General features: G+C 71.8%; 20 protein-coding genes and 1 pseudogene. 14 read left to right on the plus strand and 7 right to left on the minus strand.

Annotated features, from left to right (window positions below; translation table 11 throughout):
- Positions 1-28 precede the first annotated feature (28 nt).
- Complete coding sequence (locus AC1ROW_RS15230; protein ID WP_493019743.1) at positions 29-334, minus strand: helix-turn-helix domain-containing protein; 306 nt, start codon at positions 332-334, stop codon at positions 29-31.
- 52 nt (positions 335-386) lie between these two features.
- Positions 387-1355 (minus strand): type I pantothenate kinase, encoded by a 969-nt coding sequence (coaA, locus tag AC1ROW_RS15235; protein WP_493019744.1) that lies wholly within the window; start codon positions 1353-1355, stop codon positions 387-389.
- 41 nt (positions 1356-1396) lie between these two features.
- Between coaA and glmS the strand changes: the two genes are divergently transcribed.
- From glmS to tsaE, 4 genes are read left to right on the plus strand one after another with little or no spacing between them, the layout of a single operon-like run.
- The gene (glmS, locus tag AC1ROW_RS15240) at positions 1397-3247 is read left to right on the plus strand and encodes a glutamine--fructose-6-phosphate transaminase (isomerizing) (protein ID WP_493019745.1); all 1851 of its coding nucleotides are present in this window, start codon (positions 1397-1399) and stop codon (positions 3245-3247) included.
- A gap of 6 nt (positions 3248-3253) precedes the next feature.
- On the plus strand, positions 3254-3610 hold the full coding sequence (locus AC1ROW_RS15245) for a holo-ACP synthase (protein ID WP_493019746.1): 357 nt from the start codon (positions 3254-3256) through the stop codon (positions 3608-3610).
- Positions 3607-4728, plus strand: a complete 1122-nt coding sequence (gene alr, locus AC1ROW_RS15250) for an alanine racemase (protein ID WP_493019747.1) — start codon at positions 3607-3609, stop codon at positions 4726-4728. The genes AC1ROW_RS15245 and alr overlap by 4 nt, the downstream gene beginning before the upstream one ends.
- Positions 4729-4772: 44 nt before the next feature.
- Positions 4773-5240, plus strand: coding sequence for a tRNA (adenosine(37)-N6)-threonylcarbamoyltransferase complex ATPase subunit type 1 TsaE (gene tsaE / locus AC1ROW_RS15255; RefSeq protein WP_493019841.1), 468 nt, complete (start codon positions 4773-4775; stop codon positions 5238-5240).
- A gap of 33 nt (positions 5241-5273) precedes the next feature.
- On the opposite strand, the gene AC1ROW_RS15260 is transcribed toward tsaE, so the two are convergent.
- The gene (locus AC1ROW_RS15260; RefSeq protein WP_493019748.1) at positions 5274-6767 is read right to left on the minus strand and encodes a carboxylesterase/lipase family protein; all 1494 of its coding nucleotides are present in this window, start codon (positions 6765-6767) and stop codon (positions 5274-5276) included.
- Between the two features lie 87 nt (positions 6768-6854).
- A complete protein-coding gene (locus AC1ROW_RS15265; RefSeq protein ID WP_493019749.1) occupies positions 6855-8108 on the minus strand; it encodes an ROK family protein in 1254 nt (417 codons plus the stop codon).
- 69 nt (positions 8109-8177) lie between these two features.
- Between AC1ROW_RS15265 and tsaB the strand changes: the two genes are divergently transcribed.
- The 4 genes from tsaB (at position 8178) to AC1ROW_RS15285 (ending at position 11154) form a co-directional block, all read left to right on the plus strand.
- Complete coding sequence (gene tsaB, locus AC1ROW_RS15270; RefSeq protein WP_493019750.1) at positions 8178-8798, plus strand: tRNA (adenosine(37)-N6)-threonylcarbamoyltransferase complex dimerization subunit type 1 TsaB; 621 nt, start codon at positions 8178-8180, stop codon at positions 8796-8798.
- 65 nt (positions 8799-8863) lie between these two features.
- Complete coding sequence (gene rimI, locus AC1ROW_RS15275; protein ID WP_493019842.1) at positions 8864-9298, plus strand: ribosomal protein S18-alanine N-acetyltransferase; 435 nt, start codon at positions 8864-8866, stop codon at positions 9296-9298.
- Positions 9295-10389: a tRNA (adenosine(37)-N6)-threonylcarbamoyltransferase complex transferase subunit TsaD gene (gene tsaD / locus AC1ROW_RS15280; RefSeq protein ID WP_493019751.1), complete on the plus strand. Its 1095-nt coding sequence runs from the start codon at positions 9295-9297 to the stop codon at positions 10387-10389. Before rimI ends, tsaD begins: the two co-directional genes overlap by 4 nt.
- 102 nt (positions 10390-10491) lie before the next feature.
- Positions 10492-11154 carry a DUF4190 domain-containing protein gene (locus tag AC1ROW_RS15285; RefSeq protein ID WP_493019752.1) on the plus strand — a complete coding sequence of 221 codons (663 nt, stop codon included), beginning with the start codon at positions 10492-10494 and terminating at the stop codon, positions 11152-11154.
- Between the two features lie 23 nt (positions 11155-11177).
- Here AC1ROW_RS15285 and AC1ROW_RS15290 read toward each other — a convergent pair whose 3' ends face one another.
- Positions 11178-12365, minus strand: a complete 1188-nt coding sequence (locus AC1ROW_RS15290) for a THUMP-like domain-containing protein (protein ID WP_493019753.1) — start codon at positions 12363-12365, stop codon at positions 11178-11180.
- A 151-nt stretch (positions 12366-12516) separates the two neighbouring features.
- On the opposite strand from AC1ROW_RS15290, the gene groES reads away from it, so the two are divergent.
- From groES to AC1ROW_RS15315, 5 genes and pseudogenes are all read left to right on the plus strand, one after another.
- Complete coding sequence (groES, locus tag AC1ROW_RS15295) at positions 12517-12813, plus strand: co-chaperone GroES (protein ID WP_022889766.1); 297 nt, start codon at positions 12517-12519, stop codon at positions 12811-12813.
- 144 nt (positions 12814-12957) lie between these two features.
- Positions 12958-13893 carry an EamA family transporter RarD gene (gene rarD / locus AC1ROW_RS15300; protein WP_493019754.1) on the plus strand — a complete coding sequence of 312 codons (936 nt, stop codon included), beginning with the start codon at positions 12958-12960 and terminating at the stop codon, positions 13891-13893.
- 78 nt (positions 13894-13971) lie between these two features.
- On the plus strand, positions 13972-15474 hold the full coding sequence (guaB, locus tag AC1ROW_RS15305; protein ID WP_369962302.1) for an IMP dehydrogenase: 1503 nt from the start codon (positions 13972-13974) through the stop codon (positions 15472-15474).
- Positions 15475-15637: 163 nt separating this feature from the next.
- Positions 15638-17327, plus strand: a pseudogene (locus AC1ROW_RS15310) (ABC-F family ATP-binding cassette domain-containing protein).
- Positions 17327-17689 carry an immunity protein CdiI family protein gene (locus AC1ROW_RS15315; protein WP_493019755.1) on the plus strand — a complete coding sequence of 121 codons (363 nt, stop codon included), beginning with the start codon at positions 17327-17329 and terminating at the stop codon, positions 17687-17689. The pseudogene AC1ROW_RS15310 and the gene AC1ROW_RS15315 overlap by 1 nt, the downstream one beginning before the upstream one ends.
- Before the next feature lie 37 nt (positions 17690-17726).
- Here AC1ROW_RS15315 and AC1ROW_RS15320 read toward each other — a convergent pair whose 3' ends face one another.
- The gene (locus AC1ROW_RS15320; protein ID WP_493019756.1) at positions 17727-17936 is read right to left on the minus strand and encodes a hypothetical protein; all 210 of its coding nucleotides are present in this window, start codon (positions 17934-17936) and stop codon (positions 17727-17729) included.
- Positions 17937-18022: 86 nt separating this feature from the next.
- Positions 18023-19171 (minus strand): MalY/PatB family protein, encoded by a 1149-nt coding sequence (locus AC1ROW_RS15325; RefSeq protein WP_493019757.1) that lies wholly within the window; start codon positions 19169-19171, stop codon positions 18023-18025.
- A 44-nt stretch (positions 19172-19215) separates the two neighbouring features.
- Here AC1ROW_RS15325 and AC1ROW_RS15330 point away from each other — a divergent pair, with 44 nt between their 5' ends.
- Positions 19216-20334 carry a GuaB3 family IMP dehydrogenase-related protein gene (locus tag AC1ROW_RS15330; protein ID WP_493019843.1) on the plus strand — a complete coding sequence of 373 codons (1119 nt, stop codon included), beginning with the start codon at positions 19216-19218 and terminating at the stop codon, positions 20332-20334.
- Positions 20335-20361: the final 27 nt, after the last annotated feature.

Genomic DNA, 20361 nt, shown 5'->3' on the forward strand with positions numbered 1-20361 from the left:
ACTTATCCGCGGTGCATATACGCCCTATTCAGGTATCCTGCGCGCGTTTCGCCGCGATGAAGTCGGCGACGGAGTAGGCGTGCTCGCGGTCGGGCAGCATCCCCTCGCCGAACAGTCCGGCCATGAGCTCGGACGGGTCGACGTCGAGAGCCGTCGCGAGGCGGACGATGGTGTGCAGCTCCGAGTTGGCCTCGCCGCGCTCCACGCGGCCGTAGTTGGTCACGTGCATGTCCGCGAGCTGGGCGATCTCCTCCTGGCTGACGCCCAGTGCGACCCGGGCCTGACGGACCCGTCGGCCGAAGAGGAGAGCAGCGTGCGATCGAGGTGTAGCCATGCCTCATGCCTACGGGATGCCGGAGCGCCGGACCAGAGTCTTCGGACCCCGGTCAGAGCTTGCGCAGGAGCACCGAGCTGACGGTGTGGTCCGCCTCCTTGCGCAGCACGAGCTTTGCGCGCGACCGCGTCGGCCGGATGTTCTGGATGAGGTTGGGCTCGTTGATGGCCGTCCAGATCGAGGCCGCGCGCGCTCTGGCCTGCTCCTCGGTGAGCTGCGAGTAGCGGTGGAAGTACGACTTGGGGTTGGCGAACGCCCCGCGCTGGAGCTTGAGGAAGCGCTCCTCGTACCAGTGCGCGATGTCGCGCGTCCGGGCGTCCACGTACACACTGAAGTCGAAGAGGTCGCTCACCGCGAGCCGGTTGCCGCCTCCAGCGGGCTGGAGGACGTTGAGGCCCTCCACGATGAGGACGTCCGGCCGGCGGACCACGATCTCCGCGTCCGGCACGATGTCGTAGCTGAGGTGGGAGTAGAAGGGCGCGCGCACCTCCGGCGCACCGCTCTTCACCTCCGTGACGAAGCGCAGCAGCGCACGGCGGTCGTACGACTCGGGGAAGCCCTTCCGCTCCATCAGGCCGCGTCGCTCGAGCTCGGCGTTCGGGAGGAGGAAGCCGTCGGTGGTGACCAGCTCGACGCGCGGGGTGCCATCCCAGCGGGAGAGCAACTCGCGCATCAGGCGCGCGATGCTCGACTTGCCGACGGCCACGGACCCGGCGACGCCGATCACGAACGGGGTCGGCTGGGCGCGTTCGCCGAGGAAGTCGCTCGTGACCCGGTGGAGCTGCTTGGTGCCGCCGACGTACAGGTTGAGCAGCCGGCTGAGCGGCAGGTAGACCTCCTCCACCTCGCGCAGGTCCAGCGGGTCGCCGAGGCCGCGCAGCTGCACGACCTCCGTCTCCTTGAGCGGTAGGGGAGTGTTCTGCGCCAGCTCGGCCCAGTCCGAACGGCTCAGCTCCACGAAGGGGGTGCTGGACTCGCCGTTCGCCGTGGATCCGCCGCGAGCGGCGCCGTTCTCAGCCATAGGCGACAAGTCTAAGGTGCGCGTCACGTAGACTCGGGTGCATGTGTGGAATCGTGGGGTACGTCGGTACCGACAAGAGCCTGGAGGTGCTGCTCGGCGGCCTGAAGCGCCTCGAGTATCGCGGCTACGACTCGGCCGGCGTCGCCGTCATCGCCCCCGACGGCCACCTCGGGACCGCCAAGAAGGCCGGCAAGCTGTCCGTGCTCGCCGACGACCTGAAGGCCAACCCCATCCCCAACGGCGGCACTGGCATCGGCCACACCCGCTGGGCGACGCACGGCGGACCGACCGACCGGAACGCGCACCCGCACCTGGGCGACGACGGCCGCCTCGCGGTCATCCACAACGGCATCATCGAGAACTTCGCGAGCCTGAAGGACGAGCTGCTCGCCGACGGCTTCGCCTTCGAGTCCGAGACCGACACCGAGGTCGCGGCCGTACTGCTCGGCCGTGAGTACCGCGCCACCGGCGACCTGAGCGAGGCGTTCCAGCGCGTCGTCTCCCGCCTGGAGGGCGCGTTCACGCTGCTCGCGCTGCACCAGGACCAGCCGCACGTCGTCGTCGGCGCGCGGCGCAACTCCCCGCTCGTGATCGGCCTCGGCGAGGGCGAGAACTTCCTCGGCTCCGACGTCGCCGCGTTCGTCGAGCACACCCGCCGCGCACTCGCGATCGGCCAGGACCAGATCGTCACGATCACCCCCGACTCCGTCACCGTCACGGACTTCGCCGGCGCCCCGGTCGAGGTGGAGCCCTTCGAGGTCGCCTGGGACGCCTCCGCCGCCGAGAAGGGCGGCTGGTCGTCGTTCATGGCCAAGGAGATCGCCGAGGAGCCGGACGCCGTGGCGAACACACTGCGCGGCCGCATCGTCGACGACGCCGTGCACATCCCCGAGCTCGACGCGATCGGCGACGCCTTCCTGGAGGGCATCGACCGCATCACGATCGTCGCCTGCGGCACCGCCGCCTACGCCGGCCTGGTCGGCAGCTACGCGATCGAGAAGTGGGCGCGCGTCCCCGTCACGGTCGAGCTCAGCCACGAGTTCCGCTACCGCGAGCCCGTCCTCACGCCCGGCACGCTGGTCATCTCGATCAGCCAGTCCGGCGAGACAATGGACACGCTGATGGCCGTCAAGTACGCCCGCGAGGCCGGCGCCAAGGCGATCTCGGTCTGCAACACCCAGGGCGCGACCATCCCGCGCGAGTCCGACGCGGCGCTGTACACGCACGCCGGCCCGGAGGTCGCGGTCGCCTCGACCAAGGCGTTCGTCGCGCAGATCACCGCGCTCTACCTCTTCGGCCTCCACCTCGGTCGCGTACGCGGCACGCTGACCCCTGCGCAGCAGCGCGACGCCGTCGCCGAGCTGCAGGCCGTGCCGGAGAAGATCGCCACCGTGCTCGAAGCGCACAGCACGATCGCTCAGCTCGCGCACTGGATGTCGGACACCCGCTCGGTGCTGTTCCTCGGCCGTCACGTCGGCTACCCGATCGCGCTGGAGGGTGCGCTCAAGCTCAAGGAGCTCGCGTACATCCACGCCGAGGGCTTCGCCGCCGGCGAGCTGAAGCACGGTCCGATTGCGCTCATCGAGCCGGGTCAGCCGGTGTTCGTCGTGGTGCCGAGCCCGCGCTGGTCGGACGAGCTGCACAAGAAGGTCGTCTCCAACATCCAGGAGATCCGCGCCCGCGGCGCCCGCGTGATCGCGATCGCCGAGGCCGGGGACGCCGCCGTGCTGCCGTTCGCCGACGAGGTCATCCGCATCCCGCTGGCCGCGCCGCTGTTCGAGCCGCTGCTGTCGGTGGTGCCGCTGCAGATCTTCGCCATGGAGCTGTCGGCGGCCAAGGGCCTGGACGTGGACCAGCCGCGCAACCTGGCCAAGTCCGTCACTGTGGAGTAGGCCGCCGTGATCGCCGGCATCGGGATCGACGTCGTCGATCTGGCGCGCTTCGCCCGATCGCTCGAGCGCACCCCGAAGCTGCGCGAGCGCCTCTTCACGGAGGCCGAGCGCGGCCTGCCGGTACACTCCCTCGCCGCGCGCTTCGCCGCCAAGGAGGCGCTGATCAAGGCGCTCGGCGGCTCGCAGGGGGTGCGCTGGCACGACATGGAGATCGTGCCCGACGAAGAGAGGAACCCGGGTTTCGTGCTGCACAACGTGGTCGGACGTCAGGTCGCCGAGCGCGGCATCGCGCACATCCATGTGTCGATGTCGCACGACGCCGGCATCGCCTCGGCGTTCGTCGTGCTGGAGCGCGACGCGTGAGCGCCGCCTTCCGTGAGGCCGTCGTCGACCTGGACGCGGTGACCGCGAACGTCGTGCGCCTGCGCGAACTCGTCGGCACCGAGCACGTGATGGCCGTGGTGAAGGCGAACGCCTACGGGCACGGCGCGGTCGAGTGCGCCCGCGCGGCGCTCGCCGGCGGCGCGGACTGGCTGGGTGTCGCGGACGTCTCCGAAGGACTCGCGCTGCGCGCGGCGGGCATCGACGCCCCGGTTCTCGCGTGGCTGCACGACCCCGACGAGGACTTCGCGTCCGCCATCGCCGCCGCGCTGGATGTGGGCATCTCGTCGCGTGCGCAGCTGGAGGCCGCAGCCGCGGCAGGCGCGGCCGACCGCCCGGCGTTCGTGCAGCTCAAACTGGAGACGGGGCTCAGCCGCAACGGCATCCCCGCTGCCGAATGGGAGGGCGTCGTCGCGCGAGCGCACGAGCTCGAGCAGTCGGGGACGCTCGTCGTGCGCGGCCTGTTCAGCCACTTGTCGAACGCGTCGCCCGCCGACGACCGGGCGGCGATCGACCGGTTCACCTGGGGCGTCGAGCGCGCCGAGGCGGCAGGCCTTCGTCCCGAGCTGCGGCACATCGCCGCCAGCGCCGCTGCGCTCAGCCTTCCGGAGTCGCGGTTCAACCTGGTGCGCCTCGGGATCGCGGTCTACGGGCTCAGCCCGTTCGGCGCCGCCTCGGCCGCCGAGCTCGGGCTCCGGCCGGCGATGACGCTGCGCGGCCGGGTCGCGGCGGTGCGGCGGGTGGCCGCGGGCACCGGCGTCTCCTACGACTACACGTATCGCACCGAGAACGAGACCACGCTCGCGCTCGTCCCGCTCGGCTACGCCGAGGGCATCCCGCGCCACGCCTCCGGCCGGGGCCCGGTGTCCATCGCAGGCACGCGGTACCGCATATCCGGCCGGGTCGCGATGGACCAGTTCGTGGTGGACGTCGGCGACGCCGAGGTCCACGTCGGCGACGAGGTCGTGCTGTTCGGGGACCCCGCCACGGGTGTTCCGGGCGCGGACGACTGGGCGGAGGCCGCGGACACGATCAACTACGAGATCGTCACCCGGCTGGGCGGCCGGCTGCGGCGCACGTACCGCGGGGGAGCGGCGTGAGCAGCCGTGTCCTGTTCGAGCGCACGGTCGACACCGGCGACGACATGCGTACGCTGGGGCTGGAGCTGGCCGGGATGCTGGCCGCCGGCGACCTCGTGGTGCTGACCGGCCCGCTCGGCGCCGGCAAGACGACCCTGACCCGCGGGATCGGGGAGGGCCTCGGCGTCCGCGGCCCGGTCACGAGCCCGACGTTCGTGCTGGCCCGCACCCACCCGAGCCTCGTCGACGGCGCGCCCCTGGTGCACGTCGACGCGTACCGGCTCGGCAGCGCGGTGGAGCTCGACGACCTCGACATCGACTTCGCCGGCTCGGTGGTGGTCGTGGAGTGGGGCAGCGGGATGCTCGACGGTGTCGCGGAGTCCTGGCTGGAGGTCGACATCGTGCGGCCGACGGGCGCGGCCGATGCGGGGCACGACGACCTCGGTGCAGCGGACCCCGGCGATGCCGACCTCGACGCGGACGAGCCGCGGACGGTCACGGTGACGGGGTTCGGGCCCCGTTGGGCCGCCTGAGGCCCATCGCGGGCGCCGACGGAGGCGCTGCCGTCAGCGCGCCCCCTGCAGCACGCCCACGTCGGCCAGCCCGTCCCGCGCGGTCGTGGTCGGGACGTCGAACACGTGCACGTCGCGCTCCGGCATCGCGTAGGCCGACCAGCCCGGGTCTCCTGCGGCGATGAACCGCACCGCGGCCCCGTGCACCTCGTCGGCGAGGGTGGCCGGGGGCTGCTCGCCCGCGAGGTAGCCGACGCGCTCGCTGCCGAGGCAGTCGAAGAAGAACGGCACGTCGAGGCAGTGCACGGCCGCGCCGAAGGTGGGCGACGTCCAGGCGAACCTGTAGACCCACGCGGGCGTCCCGGTCGCCGCGCGCGACTCGGCGATCGCTCGGGCCGGCGCGCGGAACAGGGCGTCCGTGACGAACTGTCCGAGAGTCCCGGCGGTGTCGAGTCCGGGGTGGCCGGCGACGTAGGCGCCTGCGGCCTCCTCCGGGACGCCGACCGCGGTCAGCAGCCCGGCCGCGTCGGCGTCGGCCAGAGTGTCGCGCAGGTCGGCCGTCGCCATGTTGAACTCGTTGTCGGTCGCGCCGAGCACCAGGGCCTTGTCCGCGCCGACGCCCGCGGCGATGGCCTCCCCGGTCGAGGTGGGCACGAGGTCGCCGTCCACCACCGGCGCCCAGCGCAGAGCCGCTCCGGAGGCCAGCGCCCGCAGCGGGGCCAGCGGGTCCGCCGGCGCGTCCGCCGAGGTGGCCGCGCCGCCTTCGCCCTGGAGAGCCAGGATGCGCTCCTCGCTCAGCGTGGACAGCCCGGCGCGGGTGGGTGCGACGCCCGCGGCGGCGGCCAGAGCGCGACCGTAGCGTTCGGCGTCCTCCAACGGAACGCTCGCAGTGGTGGCGGAGATCGCGTAGACCCGCTGGAACAGGCTTGCCGCGCTCGGCACGGTCAGCAGGGTGAGCACCGCGCCGCCGCCGGCCGACTGGCCCGCGATGGTGACCGACGCGGGGTCGCCGCCGAACGCCGCGATGTTGTCGCGCACCCACTCCAGCGCGAGGATCCAGTCGAGGACGCCGCGGTTCGCGGGAGCGTCCTCGATCCAGCCGAAACCGTCGAAGCCGAGCCGGTAGGACACGCTGACGGTCACGATCCCGTCGCGGTTGAAGGCGGCGCCGTCGTACCAGGGGCTGGCAGGGGACCCGGCGACGTAACCGCCGCCGTGGATGTAGACCAGCACGGGCAGCCGGGCGTCGGTGTCGCCGGGACGCGGGGTGAAGACATCCACGTTGAGGGTCGAGTCCCCGGGGTAGGACGGCTCGGGGATCAGCGTGATCTCTGCAAGCGCCGTGCGCTGCGGGGTCGCCCCGTGCTCGCCGGCGTCGAGCACGTCCTCCCACGGGCGGTGCGGGACGGGGGCGGCGAAGCGCAGGTCGCCCACCGGCGGCTCGGCGAACGGGATGCCGAGGAAGGCGGCCGAGCCGTCGCGGAGGCGGCCGCGCACGCGTCCCGCCGTGGTGGTGACCTCGGGGCGGTCGAGGGTGCTGTCTGTCACGGGTGTTCTCCTACTCGGCGGTCGGATGGGCGAGTGTGCTTACCCGCGTAAGCATGACTCATGACGCAGAATAATTCAAGCGTCGAATCAAATGGTGGACGACGTCACCTCGTTCGCAGTCAGCGCGAGGGGATCCTCCAGAAGAGTGTCGCGGGCGACGCGCGCGGCGCCGACCAGGGCGGCGTCCTCGCCCAGCCTGCCCGGCACGACGGCGATCCGTGTCGCCGTCCCCGCGATCGCCGGGCCGTCCAGCGCGAACGCCTCCGCGATCGACTCCGCCAGCTCGGCCCAGTAGCCGCCCAGCACGACGAGCTCCGGATCGACGGTCATCGTCACGATGCGGAGTGCGCGCGCGATCCACGGCAGTGCGGCCTGCCACGCGCCGCTCGCACGGGGCTCCCCGGCATGGACGCGCGCGACGAGCTCGCGCAGCGCCTCCGTCAGCCCGTGCTCGGCGACCTCGGCGGTCAGCCCGGCCTCGGCCAGCACGACGTCCGGCCCGGCGACGGTGACCAGGCAGCCCCGCTGGCCGCACAGGCAGCGCGCGCCTCCGGGGTCGACGGCGAGATGGCCGAAGGCGGCCGCGAAGCCGTGCGCGCCGGCGACGAGTGCGCCGCCCGCGACCACCGCGCCGCCGATGCCCGAGTTGCTCTTGGCGTAGACCAGGTCGCGGACGCCCCCGGCCGCCGCCTCCAGCTCGGCGAGCTCGGCCAGCGCTGCGACGGCGCCGTCGCTCGTCAGCGCGGCGGGCGGCAGCTCAGGGACACGCTGCCGGAGTCCGTCGAGGACATCCACGACGCCCCAGTCGAAGTCGGTGTCGGCCAGCACCACGGGAGGTGTTCCGCCGACCGGCGCGAACACGACCACCGTCAGGTCGACCACCCGCCGGGCGAGTCCGGCCGCTGCCTCGAGGGCGCGCGCCAGCACGCGCGCGAGCACGTCGAGCACGGGGGCGGGGTCGCCCATCGGGCGTCCGTGGTGCTCCGACGCCCGGAACAGCGCGCGACCGTCCACCGCCGTGAGAGCGGCCGTCGCCCGGTCGGCGTCGAGCTGGAGGACGAGCACGGCGACGTCGTCGGCCGCCAGGCGCAGCAGCGTGACCGGCCGGCCGCGGGAGGCCGACCCGCGCGGCGTGGTCTCCGGCTCCTCCGACTCGCGCATGACCCCGGCCGCCACGAGCGCGGCGACCAGCGCGGTCACCGAGCCGCGGGCGAGCCCGGTGGCGTCCGCGAGCTGGCTGCGCGACAGCGGGCCGTGCTGCGCGAGCCGGTGCGCCACGAGCGCCAGATTGTGGCGGCGGACGTCGGCCGAGACGAGAGAACCGGACGGTGAGGACGCCATGCCGACAGCTTCGCACACGCGACGGCGCCTGACTCCGCAGTGGAAGCGCATCCCGCCTAGGCTGGAGGCATGCTCCTCGCCATCGACACCTCCGCCGGCACGAGTGTCGCCGTGGTCGACAGGGACGGCGGCATCCTCGTCGAAGTGACGGAGCCGGACACCATGCGGCACGCCGAGGTGATCGGCGACCTGATCGCCGCGGCGCTCGACGCGTCCGGCACGCGGGCGGGCGAGCTCTCCGGCGTGGTCGCCGGGATGGGACCCGGCCCGTTCACCGGGCTGCGGGTCGGCATCGCGGCCGCGACCGCCTTCGCGTTCGGCGCCCGGCGCCCGCTGGTCCCCGTCGTCAGTCACGACGCCGTCGCCTACGAGCGCTACCTGGCCGGGCACGCGGGGCCGCTCCTGGTCGTGACCGACGCGCGCCGCCGCGAGCGCTACTGGACGGCCTACTCGGGCGTCGACGAGCACGGCCTCCCCATCCGGCTCGACGGACCAGGCCTGGACAAGCCGGACGCGCTGCCGCACCCCGAGCTGCCGCGCGAGGAGGCCGCGACGGTCTCCGCGGGGCTGCTCGGCATGATCGCAGAGCTGCGCTTCGCCGCCGGCCTCCCCTTCGACCGCGACGAGCCGCTCTACCTGCGCTCGCCGGACGTCACGCTCTCCGCCGGCCCGAAGCGGGTGAGCGCGTGAGCGAGCCGACCGCCGCTCCGTCGTGGCAGCTCCGCCGCGCCACCGAGGCGGACGTCGACGCGATCATGCTGCTGGAGCGCGCGACGTTCGTCAGCGACGCCTGGTCCGAGCAGTCGATGCGCTCCGAGGTGACCGGGGCCCACGGCTACTACCTGGTCGCCGTCGGCCTCGACGACCCGGACCGCATCGACGGCTACGCCGGACTGCTCGCCCCGCGCGACGCGGGCGAGGGCGACATCCAGACCATCGCCGTCGCTCCGCACGCGCGCCGCCACGGCCTCGGGCGCGCCCTCATGCTCGCCCTCATCGGCGAGGCGCGCAACCGCGGCGCCCGCGAGGTGTTCCTGGAGGTGCGGGCCGACAACCCCGGCGCCCAGAACCTCTACCGCATGCTCGGCTTCGAGGAGATCGGCGTGCGCCCGCGGTACTACCAGCCCGACGGAGTGGACGCGATCGTCATGCGTCTGACCGTCCCGACCCCGGAGACCACGATCGCATGAACGACGCTCAGCACGGAACGCACGGCGACGGGCCGCTCGTGCTCGGCATCGAGACCTCCTGCGACGAGACCGGCGTCGGCATCGTGCGCGGCACGACCCTGCTCTCCAACACCATCGCCTCCTCGATGGAGGAGCACGCCCGGTACGGCGGCGTCGTCCCGGAGGTCGCGGCGCGGGCACACCTGGAGGCGTTGACCCCGACGCTCCGCACCGCCGTCGCGGACGCCGGGATCGAGCTCGCGGACGTCGACGCGGTCGCGGTGACGAGCGGTCCGGGGCTGTCCGGCGCGCTCATGGTCGGCGTCGGCGCCGCGAAGGCGCTCGCGCTGTCGCTCGGCAAGCCGCTGTACGCCGTCAACCACCTGGTCGGGCACGTCGGCGCGGACGTCCTCGACGCGGCGGGCGGGCCGGGGCACCCGGTCGAGGTGCCGACCGTGGCACTGCTGGTCTCCGGCGGCCACACCTCGCTGCTGCTCGTGCGCGACCTGGTCTCCGACGTGGAACTGCTGGGCGAGACGATCGACGACGCCGCGGGCGAGGCGTTCGACAAGGTGGCCCGCGTGCTCGGCCTCCCGTACCCGGGCGGTCCGCAGATCGACCGCGTCGCGGCGGACGGCGATCCGAAGGCCATCCGGTTCCCGCGCGGGCTGACCAAGCCGAAGGACCTGGAGCGGCACCGCTACGACTTCTCGTTCTCGGGATTGAAGACCGCGGTCGCGCGCTGGGTCGAGCAGCGCCAGGACGCCGGCGAGGAGGTTCCCGTCGCGGATGTCGCCGCGTCGTTCCGGGAGGCGGTGGCGGACGTCCTGATCACCAAGGCCATCGCCGCGTGCCTCGACCACGACGTGCCGCGCCTGCTGCTCGGCGGCGGTGTCGTCGCGAACGCGCGGGTGCGCCAGCTCGCGGTGCAGCGGGCGGCGGAGGCGGGTGTGGCCCTGCGGATTCCGGCCCTCTCGCTGTGCACCGACAACGGCGCGATGATCGCCGCACTCGGCGCTCAGCTCATCATGGCAGGCCGCGCGCCGAGCCGCCTGGACTTCGGCGCGGACTCCACGCTCCCGGTGACGGACATCCAGGTCGCGGAGGTCTGAGCCCGCGCAGAATTGCATGCGTTGACACGCTGTCGCGCCGCTGAGACGATGGTTTCGGTACAGACATTTCTCAGGAACTCACCAGAGAAGGAGATGGGCAGCATGTCCGATCCGAACACCCCGTCCGGCGCCGCAGAGCCCGAAGGGACGGACGGCAGCACACCGGCCCAGCCGGTTCCGCCGTCCTCCGACATCCCGCCCGCGGCGGCGCCCGACGGCGTCCCGCCGACGCCCCCGGTCGCGCCTCCCGCGCCGCCGGCTCAGCCCACGCCGCCCGCCCCCGGGTACGGCGCGCCGCAGCAGCCGTATGGCCAGCAGGAGCCGTACGGGCAGCAGCCGCAGCAGCCCTACGGCCAGCAGCCTTATGGCCAGCAGCCGCAGCAGCCGTACGGCCAGCAGCCCTACGGCCAGCAGCCCGGCCAGCCCGGCCAGCCCGGTTACGGCCAGCCGGCCTACGGTCAGCCCGCGCCCGGCTACGCGCAGCCCTACGCGACGGCGCCGGCCACCAAGTCGCCGATCCTCAGCATCCTGTCCCTCGTCGCCGGCATCGCCGGCATCATCCTGAACTTTGCGTTCGGGATCGGCGCCCTGTTCGCCGTGGCCGCAGTCGTCCTCGGCTTCCTCGGCCGCAGCAAGGAGCCGCAGGCCAAGGGATTCTGGCTCACCGGCATCATCCTCGGATTCGTGGCGATCGCCATCGCGATCGTCTTCTGGATCTTCTGGGGGATCCTGCTGGCCAACCTGAACAACTATCGCGGGTACTGACCGGCCCGCGCTGAGCGGGCGGATCAGACGCGCTCGGCGAGCAACGCGGTGTGACGTCCGGCGACCCTGGTGAGGATCAGGGTCGCCGGGCGGTCGCCCGACAGTTTGAGGCGCGTCCGCAGCGCGGCGGGGTCGACGTCCACGCCGCGCTTCTTGATCTCGAGCGTGCCGATCCCGCGTGACCGCAGCGCCTTCTTGAGGTCCTTCTCTGCGAACGGCAGCGTCTCCAGGATGCGGAATCCCGCCGCGAACGGCGTCGCGACGGGTGCGTCCGCCATGATGTAGGCGATGCCGTCGCCGAGCATCCGCCCGTCGAGCCGCCGGGCCAGGTCTCCGATCAGGCACGCGCGGATGACCGCCCCGTCCGGCTCGTAGAGGTACTCGCCGAGGTCGCCGGTCTCGGCGTCCTCGCTGTCGGCCTCCGCCGTGAGCTCGTTCGCCTCGTCGCCGCGCAGCACCAGGGCCGCGCGCCGGATGCCCGTGCGGGCGAGCGCGCCGAACCACAACCCGAGCTCGACGACCTGCCCGTCGGCGGACACCCACTGGGCCTCGGCGGTCGACGGGATGAGGTCGCGGTCGAAGCCCGGGCCGAGTTTGAGCCCGACCGACCGGCCGGTCGCGAGCTCGTAGGCGAAGCCGAGCGACGGTGTGTAGTCGTCCGGGTCGGTGAGCCGGTCGGTGTCCGTGTGGCCGGCCGTGCGGCGGGCCGGATCCAGGAAGACGCCGTCGATCGCCCGGAGGCTGACGTCCTCCGCCCGGCGGTGCTCCACGGTCGCCGAAGGGAAGGGCGCGAGATTGAAGGCGGCGATCGCGGCCGTGACCTCGTCGGCGTCCACCGCCGTGACCTCCAGATCGAGGGCCGCCAGGGCGAGCGCGTCGCCGCCGATGCCGCAGCCGAGGTCCGCGACACGGGTCAGCCCCGCCGCGCGGAACCGTCCGGCGTGGCGGGCGGCGACGGAGAGGCGCGTCGCCTGCTCCAGTCCGGCCTCGGTGAACAGCATCCGCGAGGCGAACTCGCCGAACTTGCCGACCGCCTTCTTGCGCAGCTTCGCCTGCGTCAGCACCGCCGCGACCAGCCCGGGGGAGTGGCCCTGCTTGCGGAGGTCGGTGACCATCGCGAGCACGTCCTTCTCGGACCGGTACGGGGGCAGCGAATCGAGCAGCCGGAGTCCTTCGGGGCTCAGCAGCTCGACGAGTTCGGACCGGTCCATGTGCACCACGGTACCTTCTGGCACTCACGTTGCGGGACTGCTAACGCACCCCCTAGACTCGTGTTAGCACTCTCCGTGCGAGTTTGCTAACGCAAGCCGCGCTTAAGCATTGAGTTCGCAAGACTGAGTTCACCAAAGAAAGAGGTCAACCGTGTCGGTCTCCATCAAGCCGCTCGAAGATCGCATCGTCATCAAGCAGGTCGAGGCTGAGCAGACCACTGCTTCCGGTCTGGTCATCCCCGACACCGCCAAGGAGAAGCCCCAGGAGGGCGAGGTCGTCGCCGTCGGACCCGGCCGCATCGACGACAACGGCAACCGCGTCCCGCTCGACGTCGCCGTCGGCGACAAGGTGATCTACTCCAAGTACGGCGGCACCGAGGTCAAGTTCGGCGGCGAGGACTTCCTGGTCCTCTCGGCCCGCGACGTCCTCGCGGTCGTCGTCCGCTGACGCACCTTCTTTCGGCCGAGGCCCGGGCGCTGCTGCGCCCGGGCCTTCGTCGTCCCTCCGGGGCTCGCGGTGCGGCCTCCACCGCCGCCGGCGACGCTGTCGACGGGTCCGTCCGTGTCGCCGGTTCGGAGTAGTGTCGTGGGAGTGCCGCAGCCCCTCACCGAACACCGCAGGTCCGGCCTGACCTACGCGGTCTCCGCCTACGTCCTCTGGGGCATCCTCCCCGTCTACTTCCTCGCGCTCGCGCCGTCCAGCGCCTGGGAGATCGTCGCCTGGCGCGTGATCTTCTCGCTGGTCTTCTGCGCGATCGCTCTCACGGTGACGCGCGCGTGGCGGACGTTCGGCGCACTGCTGAGGGACCGCAGGGTCCTGTTCACGATGGGTCTCGCCGGCGCGCTCATCTACGTCAACTGGCAGACCTACGTGCTGGCCACCGTCAGCGGGCACGTGGTGGAGGCCGCCCTCGGCTACTTCATCAACCCGATCGTGACCGTCTTCCTCGGCGTCATCGTCCAGCGCGAGCGGCTCCGCATCGCGCAGTGGGTGGCGGTCGGCGTCAGCGTGGTCGCGGTCGTCGTGCTCGCGGTGGGCTACGGGCAGGTCCCGTGGATCGCCCTCATCCTGGCGTTCTCGTTCGGCTTCTACGGTCTCATCAAGAAGCGCGTCGGAGGGCGGGTGGACGCGGTCTCCGGGCTGACCCTGGAGACGATGTGGCTGACCCCGGTCGCGATCGTGCAGCTCGTCGTCGTGAGCCTCACGGCCGGCCTGACGATCGGCACGGTGAGCGCGTGGCACACGGTCGCCCTGGTCGGCGCGGGCGTGATCACGGCGGTGCCGCTGCTGTTCTTCGCCGCGGCCTCCCGTCGGCTCCCGCTGGTCTACATGGGCTTCATCCAGTACTTCGCGCCGTTCATCCAGTTCCTGGTGGGCGTAGCCGTGCTGCACGAGGCGATGCCGCCCGAGCGCTGGGTCGGCTTCGCGATCGTCTGGCTGGCCCTCGCCATCCTCAGCGTCGACATGATCGTGGCGGCCCGGCAAGGGCGGAAGCAGGCGGAGCTGGACCTGGCGACGGTGGAGTGATACGCGGGCGGAATAACCGCCCAGCTTGTGCCGTTACCATGGATCATCCACAACTCGCGCGACCTTGATAGGGGTGAAATGGACCAGGCGGATCCGTTCGGATTCATCGGTTTGACCTACGACGACGTCATGCTCCTCCCCGGGCACACCGACGTCATCCCGAGTGAGGCGGACACCTCGACTCGCCTGACCAAGCGGATCAGCATGGCGACCCCGCTCCTGTCCAGCGCCATGGACACCGTGACCGAGTCGCGCATGGCCGTCGCCATGGCCCGGCACGGCGGCATCGGCATCATCCACCGCAACCTCTCCATCGAGGACCAGGCCACCAACGTGGACAAGGTGAAGCGGTCCGAGTCGGGCATGATCACCAACCCGGTGACCACCACGCCGGACGCCACCGTCGAGGAGGTCGACCTCCTCTGCGGTCAGTTCCGCGTCTCCGGCCTCCCGGTCGTGGAGGGCGACGGCAAGCTCGTCGGCATCATCACCAACCGCGACATGCGCTTCGTCTCCCCGTTCGAGCGGTCCACCACCCTCGTGCGCGACGTCATGACCCGCATGCCGCTCATCACGGCGCCGGTCGGCATCGACCCGGACTCTGCGGTCGCCATCTTCGCCGAGCACAAGATCGAGAAGCTCCCGCTGGTCGACGCGGACGGCCGGCTCCGCGGACTCATCACCGTCAAGGACTTCGACAAGAGCGAGAAGTACCCGAACGCCACCAAGGACGACGAGGGCCGCCTCCGCGTCGGTGCGGCGATCGGCTTCTTCGGCGACGCCTGGGACCGCGCGATGACCTTGGTCGATGCGGGCGTGGACGTCATCGTGGTCGACACCGCCAACGGCGACTCCGCCGGCGTGCTCGACATCATCCACCGGCTCAAGCACGAGCCGCGGGCTTCGCATGTCGACGTCATCGGCGGCAACGTCGCGACCCGCTCCGGCGCCCAGGCGCTGATCGACGCGGGCGCGGACGCCATCAAGGTCGGCGTCGGCCCGGGCTCCATCTGCACCACCCGCGTCGTCGCGGGCGTGGGCGTGCCGCAGGTGACCGCGGTGTACGAGGCGTCGCTGGCCGCACGCGCGGCGGACGTCCCGCTCATCGCCGACGGCGGCCTCCAGTACTCCGGCGACATCGCCAAGGCGCTGGTCGCGGGCGCGGAGAGCGTCATGCTCGGCTCGCTGCTGGCGGGGACGGCCGAGTCGCCCGGCGACCTCGTGTTCGTCAACGGCAAGCAGTTCAAGAACTACCGCGGCATGGGGTCGCTCGGCGCCCTCCAGACCCGCGGCAAGAAGACCTCGTACTCGCGCGACCGGTACTTCCAGGCGGACGTCCCCAGCGACGAGCAGCTCATCGCCGAGGGCATCGAGGGCCAGGTCCCGTACCGCGGCCCGCTCTCCGCGGTGGCCTACCAGCTCGTCGGCGGCCTCCGCCAGTCGATGTTCTACGTGGGCGCGCGCACCATCCCCGAGCTCAAGGAGCGCGGCCGGTTCGTCCGGATCACCGCGGCCGGGCTCAAGGAGTCGCACCCGCACGACATCCAGATGGTCGTCGAGGCGCCCAACTACCGCCGCTGACGCACCCACCCCTCCGACAACGGAGGAGATCCGGCCTCCTCTGGCCCGGATCTCCTCCGTTGTCTGCGTTTCGGGGGTGTCCCGACCCGGATCTCCTCCGTTGTCGGCGCCGCCGCCGGCCCCTAAGCTGGAAGGCTTTGTCCACGGGGGAAGAGGAACGGTCATGGGTCACATCGACGTCTCGGGCGTCTCGTACGCACTCGCCGACGGGAGGCCGCTCCTGGACGACGTGTCGTTCCGGGTCGGCGACGGCAGTGTCTCCGCGCTGATCGGCGCGAACGGCGCGGGCAAGTCGACGCTGCTGCGGATCATCCGCGGCGAGCTGCGGCCGGACAGCGGCGGCGTCGTCATCGACGGCGGCCTCGGGGTGATGGACCAGTTCGTCGGGCACGTCCGCGACGGCCGTACCGTCCGCGACCTCCTGGTGCTGGTCGCGCCGCCCGCGGTCCGCCGGGCGGCGGAGGCGCTCGCCGCCGCGGAGGAGGCGATCGCCGAGCGCGACGAGACCGCCACGCAGCTCCGCTACGCGACCGCGCTCACCGACTATGCCGACGCAGGCGGCTACGACCAGGAGGTCGTCTGGGACCACTGCACCGTCGCCGCCCTCGGCATCCCGTTCGAGCGCGCCCAGCACCGCAGCGTCCGCTCGCTGTCCGGTGGCGAGCAGAAGCGGCTCGTGCTGGAGGCGCTGCTGCGCGGTCCCGAGCAGGTGCTGTTGCTGGACGAGCCGGACAACTACCTCGATGTCCCGGCCAAGCGCTGGCTGGAGGAGCAGCTGCGCGCGACACCGAAAACCGTGCTGCTGGTCTCGCACGACCGGGAGCTGCTGGCGCGCGCCGCCGACCGCATCGTCACGCTGGAGCTCGGCGCAGCCGGCAACACCACCTGGACGCACGGCGGCGGGTTCGGTAGCTACCACGCCGCCCGCGAGGAGCGGATGGCGCGGCTGGAGGAGCTCCGCCGGCGCTGGGACGAGGAGCACGCGAAGCTGAAGGCGTTGGTGCTGCGGTTCAAAGAGAAGGCGAAATACAACAGCGACCTCGCCTCGGCCTACCAGGCTGCGCAGACCCGGCTGGCCAAGTTCGAGCAGGCCGGACCACCGCAGGAGCGGCCGCGCGAGCAGAACGTGCGCATGCGCCTCACCGGCTCCCGCACCGGCCGCCGGGTGATCGAGTGCGACGACCTGGAACTGACCGGCCTGATGCGCCCCTTCGACCTGGAGGTCTGGTTCGGCGAGCGCATCGCCGTGCTCGGCTCCAACGGCTCCGGAAAGTCGCACTTCCTCCGGCTCCTCGCGGCCGGCGGAACCGACCCGGACCCGTCCGCCGGTCACCTGGCCTCCGCGGACGTCGCGGGCGCCCCGGTGCCGCACTCCGGCATAGCAAAGCTCGGCGCGAGAGTGGCCCCGGGATTGTTCGCGCAGGCCCACGAGCACCCCGAGCTGGTCGGGCGGACGCTCCTCGACATCCTGCACCGCGGCGACGACCGCCGGGCCGGGATGCCGCGGGAGGCGGCCAGCCGCGTGCTCGACCGCTACGGTCTCGCGGCGTCGGCGGAGCAGACCTTCGAGTCGCTGTCAGGGGGCCAGCAGGCGCGGCTCCAGATCCTCCTGCTGGAGCTGTCGGGCGCGACCCTGCTGCTGCTCGACGAGCCGACGGACAACCTGGATCTGGTGTCGGCGGAAGCGCTGGAGGACGGGCTGGCGGGGTACGAGGGGACCGTGGTGGCGGTGACGCACGACCGGTGGTTCGCGCGGGGGGTTCGACCGGTACCTGGTGTTCGGGGCGGATGGGAATGTGTACGAGGCGGGGGAGCCGGTGTGGGATGAGGGGCGGGTGGAGAGGGTGCGGTGATGGTGGAGTTGCGCGAGGTCTGGATCTGGAACGAGTGGGGGCACTTCTGGCCGCTCTGGGGTGTCGAAGGGCCGTTGGACGGCGAGGAACTCGGGTTGAGCGCCGAGCTGGATGACGCCCTTCGGGAGTGGCATGCCCGGTGGGAGTACCTCTACTCGCGAGACCCCGAACGACGGTGGGTGGGTACTGCCGCGCTGGCGAAGTGGGAGGACGAGGGCGATCTACTGCTGGTGCGGCTGGTGGACGAGCTGGCTGGGCGGGCGACCGCGATCAGGGCGTTCCGCTTCCCGGACGACGAGGCCGCGCTGCGGCAGCGGGGCAGCGGGCGTGGGCGAGCAACGGGAGGTCGCGCGGGCTGTTAGGGCGCCGAAGGCGATGAAAGCCGCCGGCGCCCGAGCCTCAGCAGGACGATTTCGACGTGGGGTACGCGGTAATCAGCCGATCGATGTTGGTCGCCCACGAGGCGAGGACTCGGATGGTCATGAGGACCACCTGAGGTCTGTCGGTATCGATGAGGTAGAGATCGGTGATCCCGCACTTGGTCGAGTTCACCGGATTGGCGCCGATCTTCTCGGGCCAGGTAATCGCTGAGGCTGCCGCGCCGGACATGAGGTTACAGATTCTGCTTTCTACTGTCGAGGACCATCGCGGGCCTCTCAACCAGCTTAGAGATTTAGAATCTGCACTTCAGTATTTTACTCAGAGCGCAACCGAGCGATGCGCTCAACCGCCTCCATCAGTACCTCGGGCGAGCACGCCAGGTTCAGCCGCGCGAAGCCCGCGCCTTCCTTCCCGAAGTCCAGCCCGCGCACCAGCGCGACCCTCGCCTCCGACAGGATGCGCGCCGCCGGCTCGTCGCCCCAGCCGAGGCCGCGGAAGTCGACCCAGGCGAGGTAGCTCGCGTGCGGCTCGCGGTAGACCGCCTCGGGAAGATACGTGGCGAGCAGGCGCCCGAACAAGACGCGGTTCGCTTCGATCGACTCCAGCGTCCCCGCCAACCAGTCGCGGCTGTCGTCGAACGCCGCCTCCGTCGCGATCCGGCCGAGCAGGCTCGTGCGCACCTCCACCTCGACCGGCAAGGCGTGGAGCTGCGCGGTGCGCTCCGGCGACGCGGCGATCATCAGCGCGCACTTCACCCCCGCCAGGTTCCACGCCTTGCTCGCCGAGTGCGCCGCCACGCCGACCCGACGCGCCGAGTCCGACACCGACAGGAACGGCGTGAAGCTTGCGTCCGAGTGCGTCAGCGGCGCGTGGATCTCGTCGCTCACCACCGCGACGTCGTACCGCGCCGCCAGCGCCGCGACCGCCTCCAGGTCCGCCCGCGGATGGACGAGGCCGAGCGGGTTGTGCGGGTGGCACAGCAGGAACGCCCGGGCGCCGCCGGCGAAGGCGCGCTCCAGGCCGTCGAGGTCGAGCGACCAGGTCGTTCCGTCATCCAGGAGCGGCACCTCCTCGACCACACCACCCGCCTCCGGGATGAACTCGAAGAACGGCGGGTACACCGGCGGCGTGATGACGACCCGGTCGCCCGGTGCGATCAGCATGCGCAGCGCCTCCGCGATGACCACGCTCACGTCCGTCGTCGTCAGGACAGACGACGGCTCGACCTCCCAGTCCCAGGTGTCGTGCGCGTAGCGGGCGAACGCGCTCTTGGCGCGGTCGTCCTCGCCGATGTAGCCGGTGTCGCCGCGGTCGATCGCCGCGTGCAGGGCTGCGGCGATCGGCGGGGCCAGCGGGTAGTCCGTCTCGGCCACGAACAGCGGGAGCACGTCGTCCGGATAGAGCGACCACTTCTCGCTCGTGCGCTGACGGAGGCGGGCGAGGGGCTCGGCGTCGACGGTCACCTGCCTACTCTGCCAGTGCCGCGCCATAGACTGAACCCGTGAGTATGGAGATTGAGATCGGGCGGGCCAAGCGTGCCCGCCGCGTGTACGCCTTCGATGACGTCGCGGTGGTGCCCAGCCGGCGCACGCGCGACCCCGAGGACGTCTCGGTCTCCTGGACCATCGACGCGTACCAGTTCGGCATCCCGTTCCTGGCCGCCCCGATGGACTCCGTGGTCTCGCCGACCACCGCGATCATGATGGGCCAGCTCGGCGGACTCGGCGTCCTCGACCTGGAGGGCGTCTGGACCCGGTACGAGGACCCGGAGCCCCTGCTCGCCGAGATCCGCGAGCTGCCCGCCGAGACGGCGACCCGGCGCATGCAGGAGATCTACTCCGAGCCGATCAAGCCCGAGCTGGTCACGCGCCGGCTCGCCGAGATCCGGGAGGGCGGTGTCACCGTCGCCGGCGCGCTCTCGCCGCAGCGCACCCAGGAGCTCTACCAGACCGTTGTGGAGGCCGGGGTCGACCTGTTCGTCATCCGCGGCACCACCGTCTCGGCCGAGCACGTCTCCAAGAACGTCGAACCGCTCAACCTCAAGAAGTTCATCTACGAGCTCGACGTCCCCGTGATCGTCGGCGGCGCCGCGACCTATACGGCGGCGCTGCACCTCATGCGCACGGGGGCGGCCGGCGTGCTCGTCGGCTTCGGCGGGGGCGCAGCCTCCACCACCCGCTCCACCCTCGGCATCCACGCCCCGATGGCCACGGCCGTCGCGGACGTCGCCGGCGCCCGCCGCGACTACATGGACGAGTCGGGCGGTCGCTACGTGCACGTCATCGCCGACGGCGGCCTCGGCAGCTCGGGCGACATCGTCAAGGCCATCGCGTGCGGCGCCGACGCGGTCATGCTCGGCACCACTCTCGCGCGCGCGACCGACGCTCCCGGAGGCGGCTGGCACTGGGGCGCCGAAGCGCAGCACCCGCAGCTCCCGCGTGGCAACCGCGTCTCGGTCGGGCAGGTCGCCCCGCTGGAGGAGATCCTGTACGGCCCCGCGGCGGTCGCGGAGGGAACTGCGAATCTGGTGGGGGCCTTGCGCAGGAGCATGGCAACGACGGGATACTCGGACTTGAAGGAGTTCCAGCGCGTCGAGGTGGTCGTCGCGCCGTACCAAGGGCATTAGTTTCCGGCCGAAGGCGGCCGGGGAGGA

The sequence above is a fragment of the Leifsonia sp. GW821-FHT13C09 genome (genome assembly GCF_058806435.1).

Bases quoted from the DNA above. Each gene is read 5' to 3' on its own strand.
- AC1ROW_RS15230 (WP_493019743.1), bottom strand. From the start codon at position 334: ATGGCTACACCTCGATCGCACGCTGCTCTCCTCTTCGGCCGACGGGTC.
- coaA (WP_493019744.1), bottom strand. From the start codon at position 1,355: ATGGCTGAGAACGGCGCCGCTCGCGGCGGATCCACGGCGAACGGCGAG.
- glmS (WP_493019745.1), top strand. From the start codon at position 1,397: ATGTGTGGAATCGTGGGGTACGTCGGTACCGACAAGAGCCTGGAGGTG.
- tsaE (WP_493019841.1), top strand. From the start codon at position 4,773: ATGCGTACGCTGGGGCTGGAGCTGGCCGGGATGCTGGCCGCCGGCGAC.
- AC1ROW_RS15265 (WP_493019749.1), bottom strand. From the start codon at position 8,108: ATGGCGTCCTCACCGTCCGGTTCTCTCGTCTCGGCCGACGTCCGCCGC.
- tsaB (WP_493019750.1), top strand. From the start codon at position 8,178: ATGCTCCTCGCCATCGACACCTCCGCCGGCACGAGTGTCGCCGTGGTC.
- rimI (WP_493019842.1), top strand. From the start codon at position 8,864: ATGCTGCTGGAGCGCGCGACGTTCGTCAGCGACGCCTGGTCCGAGCAG.
- tsaD (WP_493019751.1), top strand. From the start codon at position 9,295: ATGAACGACGCTCAGCACGGAACGCACGGCGACGGGCCGCTCGTGCTC.
- AC1ROW_RS15285 (WP_493019752.1), top strand. From the start codon at position 10,492: ATGTCCGATCCGAACACCCCGTCCGGCGCCGCAGAGCCCGAAGGGACG.
- AC1ROW_RS15290 (WP_493019753.1), bottom strand. From the start codon at position 12,365: ATGGACCGGTCCGAACTCGTCGAGCTGCTGAGCCCCGAAGGACTCCGG.
- guaB (WP_369962302.1), top strand. From the start codon at position 13,972: ATGGACCAGGCGGATCCGTTCGGATTCATCGGTTTGACCTACGACGAC.
- AC1ROW_RS15315 (WP_493019755.1), top strand. From the start codon at position 17,327: ATGGTGGAGTTGCGCGAGGTCTGGATCTGGAACGAGTGGGGGCACTTC.
- AC1ROW_RS15320 (WP_493019756.1), bottom strand. From the start codon at position 17,936: ATGTCCGGCGCGGCAGCCTCAGCGATTACCTGGCCCGAGAAGATCGGC.
- AC1ROW_RS15330 (WP_493019843.1), top strand. From the start codon at position 19,216: ATGGAGATTGAGATCGGGCGGGCCAAGCGTGCCCGCCGCGTGTACGCC.